Here is a 15,497-nt window from a genome sequence, read left to right as displayed (position 1 = left end):
TATCACTCTCCTCTCCGATGAAGTAGTCACTATCTTAGTTAACACTTCACCGGAAAGGAGAATATATGTTGAAAGTGATGAAAGGGTTACAAAAGGGAATCGTCGGTATTGAGGGTTCAGGGCGTATTACTAAAGATGATTATATTAATGTTCTTGAACCAATTCTAGATGAGGCGCTAAAGAAAGAAGAGAAAGTAGGAATTTTATTTTACTTAAATGAAACTTATGAAGGCTACACTCCTGGTGCAGTCTTTGAAGATACGGCCATGGGCCTAAAATATTTTAATGTCATGAAAAGATGTGCCGTTGTGACAGACAGTGCACTTATCACGGGAGCAGTAAAATTATTTGCTCCAATCATTCCAATTGATTTTAAGTCTTATAATATTGACGAACTAGATGAGGCCAAAGACTGGCTTATGCGAGAAGTTGAATCAGATATCGAGTTTCATTTTGATAAGAATGACAATATCCTCACCCTAACTTCCTTTCATCCCCTACGAGTTAATGACTTTGAGAAAATTCAAAATTTACTCAATCAAGTTTACAAAGAAACGAAAGTCATTTCTGGAATTATTCTAAACTCAGAACAATTTCCAGGGTGGGATGATCTTAGATCACTGCTTAGGCATTTTGAATTCCTTAAGGACAACCGCGAACACATTGAAAAAGTCGGCATTTGTACAAGTAATCAACTAATTCGAAGCTCTGCTTCAGTTGTCAGTGATCATTTAGATAGTGTTGATGTTGCAGTCTTTGAGTACGGCGCGATTAACGAAGCACGGAACTGGCTGAGAAATATTGAATCGAAAGATGAGATGCGTGCCGTATGAAAGAAGGCCCTCTTTTTAGAGGGCCTTTTTTTGCTATTGTATTTATTAAAGTGAATCAATAACAGAGTTGAAAGTAGCTGAAGGTCTCATTGCCTTTGCAACTAATTCAAGATTTGGATGATAGTATCCACCCATATCAACAGCGCCACCTTGTGCACTATTTAATTCTTCAACAATCTTCGCTTCATTTTCTACTAGGTTTGAAGCTACTGGAGTGAAGATTTCTTTTAATTCAGCATCATCATTTTGATCAGCAAGAGCTTTTGCCCAGTACTGAGCTAGGAAGTAGTGAGAACCTCTGTTATCAAGCTCACCTACTTTTCTTGATGGTGACTTATCATTCTTAAGGAAAGCAGTATTTGCTTGATCAAGAGTCGCTGCAAGAACTTTGGCCTTTGCATTTCCAGTTTTAATTGCAAGATCTTCAAGTGAAACACCAAGAGCTAAGAACTCTCCAAGTGAATCCCATCTTAAGTGGTTTTCAGCTGTAAATTGCCCAACGTGCTTAGGAGCTGATCCACCAGCACCTGTTTCAAATAATCCACCACCAGCAAGAAGTGGAACAATTGAAAGCATCTTTGCAGAAGTTCCAAGCTCTAAAATTGGGAATAGATCTGTTAGGTAGTCACGTAGAACGTTACCTGTTACAGAAATTGTGTCCTCACCTTTAATGATTCTCTCCATTGAGTAACGGATAGCTTTTACAGGATCAAGGATTTTAATCTCAAGTCCTGCTGTATCGTGATCTTTTAGGTATTCATTTACTTTTGTAATTAGGTTTGCATCGTGACCACGATTCTCATCTAGCCAGAATACTGCCGGAGTATTTGTAAGACGAGCACGAGTTACACCAAGCTTAACCCAGTCACGTACTGCAACGTCTTTTGTTTGACACATTCTCCAGATATCACCTGCTTCAACTGCGTGAGTAAATACAGTATTACCTTCTGAATCAGTCACAACAACTTCACCTGCAGCAGGAATCTTAAATGTTTTATCGTGTGATCCATACTCTTCAGCTTTCTTTGCCATAAGACCAACATTTGGAACTGTTCCCATAGTCTTTGGATCAAATGCTCCGTTTTCTTTACAGAAAGAAATTACTTCTTGATACATTTGAGCGTAGCTTCTGTCTGGAATACAGAATTTAGTATCTTCTTGCTTTCCATCTTTATTCCACATCTGTCCCGAAGTTCTAATTGCCGCAGGCATTGAAGCATCGATAATAACGTCAGATGGAACGTGTAGGTTTGTGATCCCTTTATCTGAATCAACCATTGCTAGGCGTGGCCCATTTTCGATTGCTAGATCTAGAGCACCTTCGATCTCTGCTTTCTTTTCAGCAGGTAGACCTGCAAGTTTTGCATAAACAGAACCAAGACCGTTAGCAGAGTTAACACCAAGTTCTTTGAACTCAGCTGCATATTTTTCAAATACATCTTTGAAGTAAACTTCTACACAGTGACCAAACATAATTGGATCACTTACTTTCATCATTGTTGCTTTTAGGTGAACAGAGAAAAGGATGTCTTTTTCTTTTGCGTCGGCAATATTCTTAGCGAAGAACTCTCTAAGAGCATTTGCACTCATAACACCAGCATCAATGATTTCATCTTTAAGAAGAGATACTTTTTCTTTTAGAACAACTTCTGTCCCATCATTTTGCTTAAGAGTGATTTTTACATCAGTTGCATTTGCCATGATTGCTGACTTTTCAGAACCATAGAAATCATTTGCATCCATGTGAGCAACGTGTGACTTAGAATCACTACTCCATGCTCCCATTCTATGTGGGTTTGCTTTTGCATATTCTTTTACCGGCCCTGCAACACGACGATCCGAGTTCCCTTCACGAAGAACAGGGTTTACAGCTGAACCAAGAACTTTCGCGTAACGAGTAGCGATGTCTTTTTCTTCATCAGTTGATGGTGCATCTGGGTAATTAGGAACCTTAAAACCGTGGTCTTGAAGTTCTTTGATCGCAGCTGAAAGCTGAGGAATTGAAGCTGAAATATTTGGAAGCTTAATGATATTAGCTTCAGCTTTTTTTGCTAGCTCACCTAAGAAAGCTAGGTCGTCTGATTGTTTTTGCTCATCCGAAAGAAATTCAGGAAAGTGAGCAAGGATTCTTCCTGCAAGAGAGATATCACGAGTTGTAACATCGATCCCTGCATGCTTTGTAAAAGCTTTAACGATTGGAAGAAGTGACTGAGTCGCTAGCGCTGGCGCTTCATCAGTAATAGTGTAAATGATCTTTGAGTTGTCTGACATTTTACATCCCGTGTTATGTGTTTAAAGAAATTTATAAAACGCCCTATTCTATAATAAAACCAATAACTTCGTCCATTGGCTGCGCATCACGGAAAAGTAATCCAAATTATTTACTTCAAATTAGTTTGACAACTCATACACAAGTTTAAATAATCAACCACAATATCACACGCAACCATTTTCGGGGGAGAAAATATGAAATTTCTAGTACTTCTTGCGCTTGCTCTTCCAGCATTTGCAGGGCTAACAATTGATAAGAGTAAAGATATCCAAGAGATCAAAAAGATGACTGGATGCTATGCCATTAAATTTCAATCAGCTGAAACATTTGCTTATAGCAATGACTACGACTTCTACGATCGCTACTCTTCTGGTGCGCTAGAGTGGATCTTTGTTGATTCAGAAAATGAGGACATGGTAAATCTTCAACATATTCTAGTTACACCTCATGCCATTGTTAAGCACTGGAGACAACAGTGGGACTGGGAAGCGACAAATGCACTAGACTATAGAGGTTTTAGTAATTGGAATAATAAGGCCGTAAAGAATCCACAGGGAAATTGGGTACAAAGAGTTTATCAAGTTGATGACTCTCCAAGATATGAGTGTTCGGCGCCATGGATTCATACAGATAAAACTTCTTACTGGGAATGTACAGCAAATGCTCCACTTCCAAGAAGAGAATTCTCTAAGCGTAGTGACTATAATGTTCTTAGAAGAACGAACCGCCATGAGCAGACTTCATACGGGCATGTTCATGACCAAGACAATATCAAATTAGATATGCTTGAGAATGGAATGGAACTTAAGTTGGCCATGGAAAAGAGCTACAACACTTACCAAAAAGTTGATGATAGCCGCTGTCAACCGGCCATTGATTGGTGGAAGACTCATAAGTACTTCTGGCGTGATGTTGTTAGTGTATGGGATAAAGAACTTTATTCTGAAGACTCAGTGAAGATTGATTTTAAGAAAACAGGTGCGCCTCTATGGGCAAGACTATTTGAGCTAGATGACCAAATGAGCACTAGACCTGCATACGACTCAAAAGAATCAACTCAAAAAATCAAATCGATTATTCAAAACCATATCCTAAGATAGAAAAACTGGGCCTCACCTATTGGGGCCCTACTTTGGCATTCCAATTGCTTTTATATAGGTAGATATAATTTAAACTAAACAATTATAGGCACTTATGAAAAAGCATCTGTTCTTTTTATTTACACTTTGTACACTTTCTACACAGGCAAAGCTCTACTACGCACCTGATGGCTCACAATACGAGCTAGGAGAATGCCAAAGTGAATGCATGGATAAGCTCTCTCAAGAGACGCCAGCACGTGTACTTCAAATCGTTGAAGGCTCACGCTACAAAGACTTTCTATTAAGAGAGGCCCTGACAAAGTATCTTGAAAATGAAAATATCGAAAATTTTGATAAGCTCTACAAAGACTCATCATATGATAATTTTTGGCTTCTAAATAAGCGTCACGCTACTGAGATGAATATCAGCATAAAGAATGTCAGCGACGATCAAAAGCTTACGGCCGCTATCGATTATATAAAGAATAACCCAGATAAGATTAAAGAGAACTATCCCCTAGTTAACGAATTAGGACAACTAGTTGCAGCTAAGAATAAATCAGACAATGGTATCTCAAGTGTAGAGAAAGAACTGCTTAATGAACTGGATAGACAGAAGAAAATAAACCTTGGGGATCTCATCCAAGACCTCACTTACTATGATAGTACAAAAATGAATGGACTCTATGAGCTGCTCTCATTTGATAAGAGACAAGAAGTTGTCTGCCAGCACATTGATGAAGAAGTTGCACACTTTGATGAGTATATGACAGAGGATTGCAGGGAGTATGATGAATGTATCCAATTAACAGAATCAACAATTTCTTCAATTAAGGATAACTTTAAAGAATACCTCACATATACTTGCAACGGAAGCTCCCTGAGCGACAATATTGATAATATAAGAGAACATGCCAAAGATGCACTCTCTTATATGTTTCCAGAAATCGTTGCAAAGCTAAATTACAAAACGATGATGGATGAATGTTATGACTGTGGCGTCACAAAAACAGAGGACTATATTATTCATACACGAATTGTTCAAGAGGCCAATAAGTTCTTTAAGGTAACAAAGAAGTGGACACAAGGCTGTGATGAGCTCGTGCGAGAAAGTTCATTCTACAATATGGAAAGAAGAGCTCTAAGGAAATTAAGAAAATATCCAAACCTTAAGATTAATGATGCGCAAACAAAGAGTTCGACATGTAAAGTACGATTGGATGCTACTAATTAATCTTCAGTATATGTAACGAGCTGATTGCCTAGGTCTTTGTAGGCCTTAAAAAGAGAATCCTCGTTTACCCATCCACTATCGTTAAAGACATCAAAGTTCTTTCCCCAACTATTGTGAACACGGTATTGATTACGGCATTTATTTTGATCATCGCAGATCTTTCGAAAACCACTTAATAAGTAAGCATGACCTCCACAGTAGCGCTGTCTCTGCTCTTTTGGACACATCTCCATATACCTGACAGAAGGATCATCACAATAGCGAGTCCAAGTACAACTTGAAATTGCAGCGGACTTATCTTTTTCAAAAAGTTCAGTCATCTTCTTTCTAAATTGATCGACATCAGTGATACGCTCTTGCTTAAAGCCAATTGGTGGCAGCTTAATCTGACTTTTGTCTTCTTGGCATTTTTGAGGAATCAGTACTTCATTTAAAAATTCCTCGAAGGCATTAATTGAAGTAATCTTTGTTGCCGCACGAGAGAGGCTATCTAACATCTCAGAGCTAAAAGGAAAGAAGTCTTTAAAGAAGTCTTCAGTACACTTATTACAAACACCATCCTTTAAAGAGTTATCCTTGACCTGATGGTAGATCTCATTAATAGCGAGAAGCTGAGGATAGTCCACAATTCTAAAGTCATTATCTGGATTGTTGTAGTTTTCAATTTGCTGATAAGGAGCACACTCTTCTTTGGCAAACTTAAGGCCAACCTTCTCCCCTTTTGTTAAGGCATCAATTACTTGAGTAAGGTTTCCACCATTAAGTCCTAGAAACTCACTTTGATTCCCAGACTTAAGTTGAGTCTTTCCTAAGACATCTAAAACGGAGATCTGGTCGTCTTTGCTACAGTTGCCACTTTTTAAACATGACTGATCCATTAAAGAAGTCATGGCAAATAAATAACATGTCCCAAATCCATCTTGATCGCGAACAATTGGGTTCGTCTTTACTTCGACTTTATTTACAACTTTCTCACTTCCCATAGGAGGAAGGTATTGATAGGCGCCATGCTCATACTCTTTCCAGCGCATATCTTCAGTGATCACTAACGAAAAAGCAGGAAGTGAAAGCATAAGTATAATTAACGATTTAATCATGGATTAAACTCCATGCACTCTTTAGGCTTCCATCAGAAAACAGGCAAAAGCCATACTGATTATTATCCTCATCTTTTAGAATTTTATACTGACTATTTTTGAATTCTTTGCAGGCCTTTGATCCTGGGTGACCAGTAAGCCCACTTCCCTTCTTTGGCGCAACCTTAGCATTGAGGCATAGCTTAGAGCTGAGGCATTCTTTATTCATAAGAGAATGATTCTTTCCCTTATAAATCTTCACTTCTCTAAACTCGCCTTTCTTATAAATCTTCATTATCTGAAAATCTTTTTCTACGGCGAAAGTTAGGAATGGAATTAGAACTAGCAATGCCAACTTCATGTTTACCCTTCTGCTCTAAAGAACGTCTGAATTCTACTAAAGAACTTCTCAATCCAACTTCCTTCAACAGATGAAGGATTTCGTTGTGCCTCTTGAGTCTCGGCCATAACTTCAGCAACTTCCTCAAGAGCAAGATCCATCTCATCACCGTGCTCAATTGCAACCTCAGGGTTAGTCTCCTGAGACTTTGGCTCGATCTCTTCACCGTTTTCATCCACTTCAGTAACTGTAGCTCTCTCTTCTAGCTTAGATCTTTGATAAAGATAGATTGGCGTTGAAGCTGGAACAAATTGGATAAGTTGGCCAATAAGGCTTCTCTTATGAGTAATACTAATATCACCACGAGCAACGGCCTTCTCTTCAGCGGCCATCATACGCTCATAAAATTTAGGATCTGCTGTTTTGGCATGTTCTTTTAAGATCTTCCACTTCTTAACCGCAAGGGCATCAACCATACGAGCAAAAGTAACAAGGATCTCATCTTTAGGAACAGATGTATTTACATTCTTTAAGTGAGAGTAGCTCTTTTCAACATCATTTTTAAAACTCTTAACGATACTATTGATTTTAGGAAAGTGAATCGTTCTTGCCTGTGCATTATAAAATGCTTGAAAGATACGAACTGCGCGATACTTTCCGATTCGTTTTGATTTATATACAAGGCCCATGATTGAATCAATGATCTCAGGCTGAAGCATAAGAGAGATTAGCCAGTTTACAACCTCAGCGTTTCTCTCCTTCTTAAGCTTTGTTAATAAGGCCACAGGGTTTTCATGAACAACTTTAGTTAGTTCCTCAAGATCAGGTCTCTTTACCCCTTTAAAGAAGACAGGTAGGCTTCGCTGCTCTTTTTCACTCTCCACACCAAGATTTGCGAGGAGAATTTTAAGCTGCTCCTCACATTCACTATTACAAAGGTCACTTCCATTAAGATCCCTTAAGTGCTCTCTCACAAGTCGGTACTCATAGTAGTGATTACCTATATGCAGGAGGTTACTTTGTACTTCTTTGTCTAATTGAATTTTGAAAATTTCTGGATTTGGTGAGTTTTCAAATTTCGAAAGAATAAACTCTTGAAATTCAATCCCATAGCCTTTTGAACTAACGTAGCTCTTTAGTTTCGTTTTTGTGATTTCAGTTGATTCAAATTTCTTATTAATATCAGAGAGTCTTTGAAATGAAATAAAGTTCATCTCAAAGTCACGAAAGAAGACTTCCCAGTCTCTTACGTTAACAGAATAGTGTTTCGTAAAGATATTATTATCAAGTCTTTCAATCTTTTTCCAAATGGCCAAAGTTGTCGCTGGCTCCTGGTGCTCACTCGAATTTCTCAAGCGATTATTTAAGATCTCAAGCTTATTGATCTTTTGTTTTAGTGCATATTCTGGTGTGTCGTAGAAAGAACTCTTTCTCATTCCAAGAAATGACTTAAGAACACCACCACATGATGCAAATGAATTAAACGTAAAATTGAATACAATTAAATAGGTAAATAATCTTCTCATAGGCCCTCGTCGTCTTATCGGTGACTTGGGCCTAATCTTTAAAGAAAACAGCTTAAATCAGAATGTAATTTCAGCTACTTAAATAGAGAAAGGTATTGGCCATAGCCTTCTTTTTCTAGATCGTCCTTTGGGATAAAGCGCATGGCAGCTGAATTAATGCAATAGCGCTTACCTTCAGGGCCTGGGCCATCATCAAAGACGTGGCCAAGGTGAGAGTCTCCGCTTGAAGAGCGAACCTCTGTTCTTGTCATAAGTAGCTTATTATCCTGCTTCATACTAACAACTTTTTGATCAATTGGTTTTGTGAAAGCTGGCCAACCTGAGCCTGAATCATACTTATCAAGTGAGCTAAAAAGAGGCTCTCCTGTCACGACATCAACGTAGATCCCCTCTTCCTTATTATCCCAATACTTATTAGCAAAGGGCCTCTCTGTTGCATCGTTTTGAGTCACTTCAAACTCTAGCGGAGATAACTTCTCTTTTAGTTCATTTAGATCAGGTTTCTTATACATAACTTTATCCTTTTTATTTTCCAGTTTTTTCTTCTCACACTTTAGGGGCCTTGAGGCGACATCACGAATATAGCCACCTCGTCCTGATAATTCTTTATAGGCATTATAGCGTATCGGGTTCTTCTTATAATAGTCCTGATGATAATCTTCTGCTGGAAAGAATTTATGGGCCTTTTCAATGGCCGTCACAATTGGTTTGTCATACTTCTTACAGGCCTCAAGATTATTTTTTGAGTTTAGGGCAATTTGTTTTTGCTTTTCACTTTCGTAAAAAATCACAGTTCGATACTGACTGCCACGATCTGCGAATTGCCCTCCACTATCAGTTGGGTCAATATTTTGCCAATATATTTCAAGTAACTCTTCATAGCTAACAAGAGAGTTATCGTAGGTAACCTGAACAACTTCGACATGGCCACTGCTACCACTTGAGACCTCCTGGTAACTTGGACTCTCCTTTGCTCCACCCATATAGCCAGAAACAACGGAGTTTACACCTTTAAGCTTTTCAAAAGGTGCTTCCATACACCAAAAACAGCCACCACCAAATGTTGCTGTTGCCTTGGCCGCCAGAATACAAGGGCTTAACGCGACTAACATAGTTAAGAGAACAAACTTCATTTTACCTCCGTGAAACTTTCTTTAGCTTCCTTCGTATAAGCATTCGTCGCGGAAAACGAAATTGTTACATCCTAATCTTAACACAAAGGTCAGTTGCCGATTGAAAGAGTTTGACCTCGTGATTTTGGCTACTTAAAATTAGAATATGAAAAAATTTATACAATACTTTATCGATAATCTTTTAATTTCTAACGTTCTATTCTTCAGTGTCTTTGTCATCGCAATCTTTGCTTGGACTAAAATTCCAAAGGAAGAAATGCCTGACTTCGAATCTCCTTATGTTCGAATTATGACAGTCTTTCCTGGTGCCAGTGCCGAGGATGTTGAATTCTTTATCACTAAGCCAATTGAAGAAGAATTAAAAGATGTTGCAGGGATTGAAGAGGTTCGCTCTGTTTCTTCAACAGGTTCGAGTTCAATAACTGTCGTTATGCTTGAGAATTACCCTAACCCTAGAGAAGTCTACTTAGATATTCAGGATGCGGCACTTCGTGCAGACCTGGCCAATGAAGCCGAGCTACCAACTTTTCACCAATTTAAGTCTTCTGAAAAAGCATATATTGATATCGGTTTCTACCTTGAAGGAAAAAGGGACTTATCAGTCGAAGATCGTGAACGTCTGCAACAATTAGTTCGAAATTTTGAAACCCAAGTTAAGACCCTACCTGCCGTATCAGGTGTTGATCGTAGTGGTTATCTTGATCCTGAAAATCATATCCTTCTAAGTCCTACAAAAATTAAAGAGAATAAAATCTCTATTCATAAAGTTGTTTCAAGCTTAAGAGAGAGTCATATTAGAGCACCAATTGGTGTTCTTGAAGACACTCAACAATCAAAGGTTACTTCCATTAATGAACTAATTGACGAAAGTGACTTTAAGGACCTTCTTGTCACAGGAAATTATGAAGGAGAAGGTGTCACTCTCGATCAGATTGCATCGTTTAGAAAATCTTTTGAGAAAACAAATAGCATCTATAAGATCAATGGCCATGAAGGAATCATGCTTAATTTAAAGAAGAGTCACAATGTTGATATTCTTGAAGCAAATAAGGCCACTGTTGCATTTATTGAAAAGTATAAGAAGGGTCAACTCGATGATCTTAAAATCGTTACACTAGATGATGAGTCATATGATGTTAAGAATAGACTCGCTATTGTTGCAAGTAACGGGCTATTAGGATTTGCACTTATCGTACTTGTTCTCTTTCTATTCCTCGACTTTAAATCGGGAATTTGGGTAAGTATGGGGATACCTTTTACTCTTTGTTTTACCCTGATCTGTATGCTTATTTTTGATTACACAATTAATAATATGACTCTTGCTGCGATTATTATCGTGATGGGGATTGTTGTTGATGATGCCATTATCGTGGCAGAAAATATTGGCCGAATCACAGAGGATCACAAAGGGACTCTGAAAGAGTTAATGGACAAAGTAACGACAAATGCAGCAAGTCTCTTGATGCCAATCACAAGTGCTATTGCAACAACATGTGTGGCCTTCCTACCACTTCTCTTCTTTGGTGGTTGGTTTGGAAAGTTTGTCTATGTCCTCCCATTTATTATTACCATGATGCTTGTGGCCTCTCTACTAGAGTCTTTCACTGTTCTTCCTGCCCACGTTTTCCAGAGAAAACCTAAGAAGAAGCATAATGATGAATTAAGTTGGTTTAGAAAGTATGAAGGTATCTATGCTAAAGTTCTAACTAAGGCCCTAAACTACCGTGCTCTAATTATCGTGGCCTTCATTGCCTCGACAGCTCTTTCTGGCTACCTCTTTAAAAGCAAACTGAAGTTTGTTATGTTCCCAAGAGAAGAAAGTAAGGAACTCAGCTTAAGTGTTTATACAAAGAAAGGTACATCAAAAGATGAAATGAATGAATATCTAAAGCCAATCGAGGACATCCTTCTGTCACAAACGAAGGAGCTTAGCATCGTTGGTTTCCGTTCTAACGTGGGACAATCAAGACGCGGTGGTGCCGTTAATTACAACCGTGCCAATATCAATATTGAAATTTTACCGGCAGATGAAAGAAAGCTCTCGGCCAACCAGATTATCGATATTCTTAAAGACAAAATGAAAGATCTGCCAAATATTGAGCAGGTGCGCTTCTTTAAGTCTCGTTGGGGAAGTGGCTCAGGATCAACGATTGAAATACAAATTCAAGAAAATGATGACAAGATCAGAGCAGAGATCGCAGATCTACTTGCGCAACACCAAAAGAATAATAAGACTCTAAAGAATGTAGAAATTGAAAGGCCAATTAATACAAAAGAATATAATTTTAAAATTAATCAAAATGAGATTTTAAGATTTGGGCTTACGCCAAGTGATGTAACCACTTCCCTTCGTACTTTCGTCCAAGGTACAGTTCTCTATACTCTTAAGAGTACGGATGAAGAAGTTGAAGTTAGGCTTACAGTGGCCAAGAACTACAAGGTTGATATTGAAAGACTAAAGCAACTAAGAATTGATAATGGAACTGGTGGCTACGTACCAATTTCTCGCTTTATTACAATTGAAGAAGTGATTAAACCATCTAATATTGAGCGCGTCGATTATAAGCGAACAACGATGGTCTACTCTGATATTGAAGAAAGCTCTGGTATCACTCCTCTAGAAGTAGCAGATCAGTACGAGAACGAAGTCTTTCCAGATATCCTAAAAAAGTATCCTTCATCAATTATTAACTTTGTTGGTGAAATTGAAGAGACAAGAGAGTCAACTGGTGATTTTATGATGGCCGGCTTCCTCGTTATCGCTCTTATCTATATGATTTTAACAATCCAGTTTAAGTCTCTTTCTGCACCTCTGATTATCATGACAATTATTCCAATTGGAGTTTCTGGAGTTATCTATATTCTTATGGCCCACAATATGGAGATCTTTGGCTTCTTCGCAGTTATTGGTGCCCTAGGAATGGTTGGGGTTGTCGTTAACGACTCCATTGTCCTCATTGATAAACTCATCAAAGACACAAAGTTCACTACTGATAAGAAGGAGCTATACAAGCAAATTGGTCAAATCTCTTCAACGAGACTTAGAGCGATTATCCTGACAACACTAACAACAGTTATTGGGGTTCTGCCAACGGCCTACGGCTTTGCGGGATACGATTCAATGCTATCTGAAATGATGTTAACAATGGGTTGGGGCCTTGCAATCTCAACAGTCATCACATTATTCTTAACGCCTGCAATCTTCTCATTTCTGTCGAAGTTTCTAGTGACAGAAGATCTGCCAGAAGAAGAGGCCTTCTTAAATAATAATTAATCCTATAAACACCTGATATTACGATAAAATATTATAGTATCAGGTGTTCTCTACAATAAAATAAATTGTCCATTTTTTTAACGGCCTTTTACGTTTTTTCAACTTCACCAAGACAAAGACTAAATAATGTTAATTTCTTCATATGATCAAATTCAGTATTTTGAAGAAATTCCTAATGATACTCCTAGGTACATACCTAGTGTGTTCTCCTTTGGCCTTTGCCCAAGATAGTACAGGTCAGCTTGAGCTCTTAATACAAGAGCTTGCTATTTATAATGACCTAGGTGAAGACGTAGGCAGTAAGTTAATTTACGGAGTCAATGAGCTTGAAACAAAAGTTGGTGAAAAGCTTGATGTCGAAAAAATCACTAATGATCTCGAAAATCTAAAAAGAGAAAATGAAGAGCTTTATGAGAATGTTGAGTTAGAGGTGCTACCTCTTGATGAAACACACGTCTCAATAAAGTTTGAGATGCAAAAGAAGAGGCTTATTAAAAGAGTTATCATTAAACTCTTTGATGATGGAAACTTAGAAGAAGAGATTTCTAATGACTTAAGATCTAAGCTAAAGCTTCGTCGAGGTGCTTTCTTTAAATCGAAGCAAATGCTTGAAGACCTAAGCACGATCGAAGATTCTTATAAATTAAAAGGTCATGCATTAGTTGAAGTGAAGAAGAGCTTAAAGCTTAACCGAGAAGATGAGATAAGTATCATCTTTGACATCCATCTCAACTCACCAGAGATCAAAATTGATGATATTAAATTTGAAGGTAATCATTCCTTTAAGTCACGACAATTAAAAGAGCTTATTTCTTCAAAAGAAAGTCACCTCTTTTCCAAGAATCTTTTTATTGAAAAGACGCTTTATGAAGATGCAGAAACGATCAAAAGACATTATATGGAGCAAGGCTTTATCAATGTAGAGGTTACTCCATCTTTTGAAATAGATAAGAATAAAGCTGATCTGCGCTTTTTGATAAAAGAAAATAATCAGCTAAAACTCGACCACTTATCAATTGACGGGAATCATCTCTTTTCAAATGATGAGATCTTAAAAACCTTAGCTATCGAGCTGCCGTCAGTATTTTCGATTAAAAAGCAAAGAGAGGCCATTCAAAAGCTTAGAGAGCTCTATGGCCAAAAAGGATATGTCTTTGCTCATATCACAATGAACTACGATCAAAACCAAAGAAGCGCTAAGTTAAATATTGAAGAAGGTACTGCTCAAAAAATTATAAAGATGGAGATTGTCGGAAACACAAAGACATCACCAGAAGTCATTTATGAAATTATCTCTATCTACAATGGACAGCTTGTTGATACGAAGAAAATTAATGAATCGATTCTCGCTCTTTATAAGAGTGGATATTTCAAAGATGTTAAGATTGACTATACTCCAATGACCAAAAATGCTGGAAAAATCATTATTCAAGTTCAGGAGAACAGCACCCAAACAATTCAATTTTCACTAGGCTCTGTTTACGGAGGAGCCGGCTTTGGAGTTTCACTAAGTGATGGCAACCTATTTGGAACAGGGAGTTCTCTGGCCTTAACAACGATGATCTCAAAAGAGATCAACCGTATTGGACTGGTTTACAATGACCAACATCTTTTCGGGACTAATATTAGTCTTAATCTTTCTGCCAATCATGATACGGAAAGAAGTTTTCATTATAACGAAAATAAAACGGCCATCAGGATTCTTTTTGAAAAGCAGTTAACGAAGAATATTAAGCTCGGTTTAGGAACAAGGCTTGAGTATATTTCGGTAAATAGTTTATCACAACAGTACGCTTCAGAAATAGACCTTTCAGACACAAAGGATGTTGTGAGCGGACTTATTGGCTCTTTTGCCTATCAATTTGAAGATTCAAATGAAGCAGGACTTAGAACGAATGGAACAATTTCGATTCACCTACTTCCCTCTTTTAACAAGCAAGAGCTCTTCTTTAAAAGTATTGTGAATGCACAAATCGCACGAGATATTTATCGCAATCAAGACGGTGCAGCTCATCGTCTATCAGGAAGAATCACACTGGGCTATGCCTCTGAGCAGACTCCATTCTATGAGCGCCTCCAAGGTGGTGGAAATGGAACAATTAGAGGTTTTGAGTACGGCTCAATCAGTAAAGATGGACAGCTTGGATCAAACTCAATGGTCTCGGCCAATCTAACGTATAGCATGCCTATTTATAAAGACGTCTTTAGTGGTGTTCTTTTTCTAGATGCTTTTAGTCCGGGTGATAGCTCATTTGCTCTTGATGACTTTAGGCTTGTCGGAGGTCTTGGCCTAAGGGCAAAAATGGATGCTGGTTTTGTTTCTGAAACATTTGAGGCAGGCCTAACAATTCCACTACTTAGTAAAGACTCAGATATGACAAAACCATTTTATTTTATTATCGGGGAATACGACCCTGCTTATAACCTATAAGGAGATTAAATATGACTTTAAATCAATTATCTCAACTTATTACCGCCTTGGCCTTGCTAGGCTCCGTAGGAGTCCAAGCAAAGAGTTTAGAAGTCTGTGATAGACTTCAAGAGGACATCAAGCTTGAAGAAGTCGATTTTCAAGAAGCATTAAATGATGCACATGATTTGTCAGGCTCTGCAAAGCATTGTAAGGCAGCAAGAAGCTATCAATTGGCCCTTGTAAAGGATCAAAAACTTGCCCTTGATCAAGGCGTTGATATCAAATTACTCAATGAGCTCTATGAAGGAAACTTC

At 38.0% G+C, this 15,497-nt stretch carries 11 protein-coding genes; 6 read left to right on the top strand and 5 right to left on the bottom strand.

Going from position 1 to position 15,497, the window contains the following annotated elements; translation table 11 throughout:
* The first annotated feature begins 65 nt into the window (after window positions 1-65).
* A complete protein-coding gene (locus tag ABMA79_RS09315) occupies window positions 66-833 on the top strand; it encodes an STAS/SEC14 domain-containing protein (protein ID WP_392859876.1) in 768 nt (255 codons plus the stop codon).
* A 45-nt stretch (window positions 834-878) separates the two neighbouring features.
* Here the strand turns inward: ABMA79_RS09315 and ABMA79_RS09310 are convergent, their stop codons facing one another.
* Window positions 879-3,104: an NADP-dependent isocitrate dehydrogenase gene (locus tag ABMA79_RS09310; protein ID WP_393092093.1), complete on the bottom strand. Its 2,226-nt coding sequence runs from the start codon at window positions 3,102-3,104 to the stop codon at window positions 879-881.
* Window positions 3,105-3,299: 195 nt separating this feature from the next.
* Here ABMA79_RS09310 and ABMA79_RS09305 point away from each other — a divergent pair, with 195 nt between their 5' ends.
* Both ABMA79_RS09305 and ABMA79_RS09300 read left to right on the top strand, forming a co-directional pair.
* Window positions 3,300-4,205 (top strand): DUF6607 family protein, encoded by a 906-nt coding sequence (locus ABMA79_RS09305; RefSeq protein ID WP_392859872.1) that lies wholly within the window; start codon window positions 3,300-3,302, stop codon window positions 4,203-4,205.
* Window positions 4,206-4,299: 94 nt separating this feature from the next.
* Window positions 4,300-5,421, top strand: coding sequence for a hypothetical protein (locus ABMA79_RS09300; RefSeq protein WP_393092090.1), 1,122 nt, complete (start codon window positions 4,300-4,302; stop codon window positions 5,419-5,421).
* Here ABMA79_RS09300 and ABMA79_RS09295 read toward each other — a convergent pair.
* The 4 genes from ABMA79_RS09295 to msrA form a co-directional block, all read right to left on the bottom strand.
* Window positions 5,418-6,518 carry a hypothetical protein gene (locus ABMA79_RS09295; protein ID WP_393092087.1) on the bottom strand — a complete coding sequence of 367 codons (1,101 nt, stop codon included), beginning with the start codon at window positions 6,516-6,518 and terminating at the stop codon, window positions 5,418-5,420. The genes ABMA79_RS09300 and ABMA79_RS09295 overlap by 4 nt on opposite strands.
* Window positions 6,511-6,858 carry a hypothetical protein gene (locus tag ABMA79_RS09290; protein ID WP_393057904.1) on the bottom strand — a complete coding sequence of 116 codons (348 nt, stop codon included), beginning with the start codon at window positions 6,856-6,858 and terminating at the stop codon, window positions 6,511-6,513. The genes ABMA79_RS09295 and ABMA79_RS09290 overlap by 8 nt, the downstream gene beginning before the upstream one ends.
* 2 nt (window positions 6,859-6,860) lie before the next feature.
* A complete protein-coding gene (locus tag ABMA79_RS09285; RefSeq protein ID WP_393092085.1) occupies window positions 6,861-8,363 on the bottom strand; it encodes a hypothetical protein in 1,503 nt (500 codons plus the stop codon).
* A 74-nt stretch (window positions 8,364-8,437) separates the two neighbouring features.
* Window positions 8,438-9,496: a peptide-methionine (S)-S-oxide reductase MsrA gene (msrA, locus tag ABMA79_RS09280; protein WP_393092082.1), complete on the bottom strand. Its 1,059-nt coding sequence runs from the start codon at window positions 9,494-9,496 to the stop codon at window positions 8,438-8,440.
* A gap of 145 nt (window positions 9,497-9,641) precedes the next feature.
* Between msrA and ABMA79_RS09275 the strand changes: the two genes are divergently transcribed.
* From ABMA79_RS09275 to ABMA79_RS09265, 3 genes are all read left to right on the top strand, one after another.
* Window positions 9,642-12,770 (top strand): efflux RND transporter permease subunit, encoded by a 3,129-nt coding sequence (locus ABMA79_RS09275; RefSeq protein ID WP_393092079.1) that lies wholly within the window; start codon window positions 9,642-9,644, stop codon window positions 12,768-12,770.
* A 142-nt stretch (window positions 12,771-12,912) separates the two neighbouring features.
* On the top strand, window positions 12,913-15,201 hold the full coding sequence (locus tag ABMA79_RS09270; protein ID WP_393092076.1) for an outer membrane protein assembly factor: 2,289 nt from the start codon (window positions 12,913-12,915) through the stop codon (window positions 15,199-15,201).
* Between the two features lie 11 nt (window positions 15,202-15,212).
* A partial coding sequence (locus ABMA79_RS09265; protein WP_393092073.1) for a hypothetical protein occupies window positions 15,213-15,497 on the top strand: 285 nt, incomplete at its 3' end.

Origin of the sequence: Halobacteriovorax sp. HFRX-2_2 (genome assembly GCF_043196705.1) — a bacterium.
Classification (GTDB): Bacteria; Bdellovibrionota; Bacteriovoracia; order Bacteriovoracales; family Bacteriovoracaceae; genus Halobacteriovorax_A.
This window is presented reverse-complemented; position numbering and strand designations above follow the sequence as displayed.

What these genes read in the sequence shown, in the direction of transcription:
- ABMA79_RS09315 (WP_392859876.1), top strand. Translation starts at nt 66, where the DNA reads ATGTTGAAAGTGATGAAAGGGTTACAAAAGGGAATCGTCGGTATTGAG.
- msrA (WP_393092082.1), bottom strand. Translation starts at nt 9,496, where the DNA reads ATGAAGTTTGTTCTCTTAACTATGTTAGTCGCGTTAAGCCCTTGTATT.
- ABMA79_RS09290 (WP_393057904.1), bottom strand. Translation starts at nt 6,858, where the DNA reads ATGAAGTTGGCATTGCTAGTTCTAATTCCATTCCTAACTTTCGCCGTA.
- ABMA79_RS09300 (WP_393092090.1), top strand. Translation starts at nt 4,300, where the DNA reads ATGAAAAAGCATCTGTTCTTTTTATTTACACTTTGTACACTTTCTACA.
- ABMA79_RS09285 (WP_393092085.1), bottom strand. Translation starts at nt 8,363, where the DNA reads ATGAGAAGATTATTTACCTATTTAATTGTATTCAATTTTACGTTTAAT.
- ABMA79_RS09270 (WP_393092076.1), top strand. Translation starts at nt 12,913, where the DNA reads ATGATCAAATTCAGTATTTTGAAGAAATTCCTAATGATACTCCTAGGT.
- ABMA79_RS09295 (WP_393092087.1), bottom strand. Translation starts at nt 6,518, where the DNA reads ATGATTAAATCGTTAATTATACTTATGCTTTCACTTCCTGCTTTTTCG.
- ABMA79_RS09305 (WP_392859872.1), top strand. Translation starts at nt 3,300, where the DNA reads ATGAAATTTCTAGTACTTCTTGCGCTTGCTCTTCCAGCATTTGCAGGG.
- ABMA79_RS09275 (WP_393092079.1), top strand. Translation starts at nt 9,642, where the DNA reads ATGAAAAAATTTATACAATACTTTATCGATAATCTTTTAATTTCTAAC.
- ABMA79_RS09310 (WP_393092093.1), bottom strand. Translation starts at nt 3,104, where the DNA reads ATGTCAGACAACTCAAAGATCATTTACACTATTACTGATGAAGCGCCA.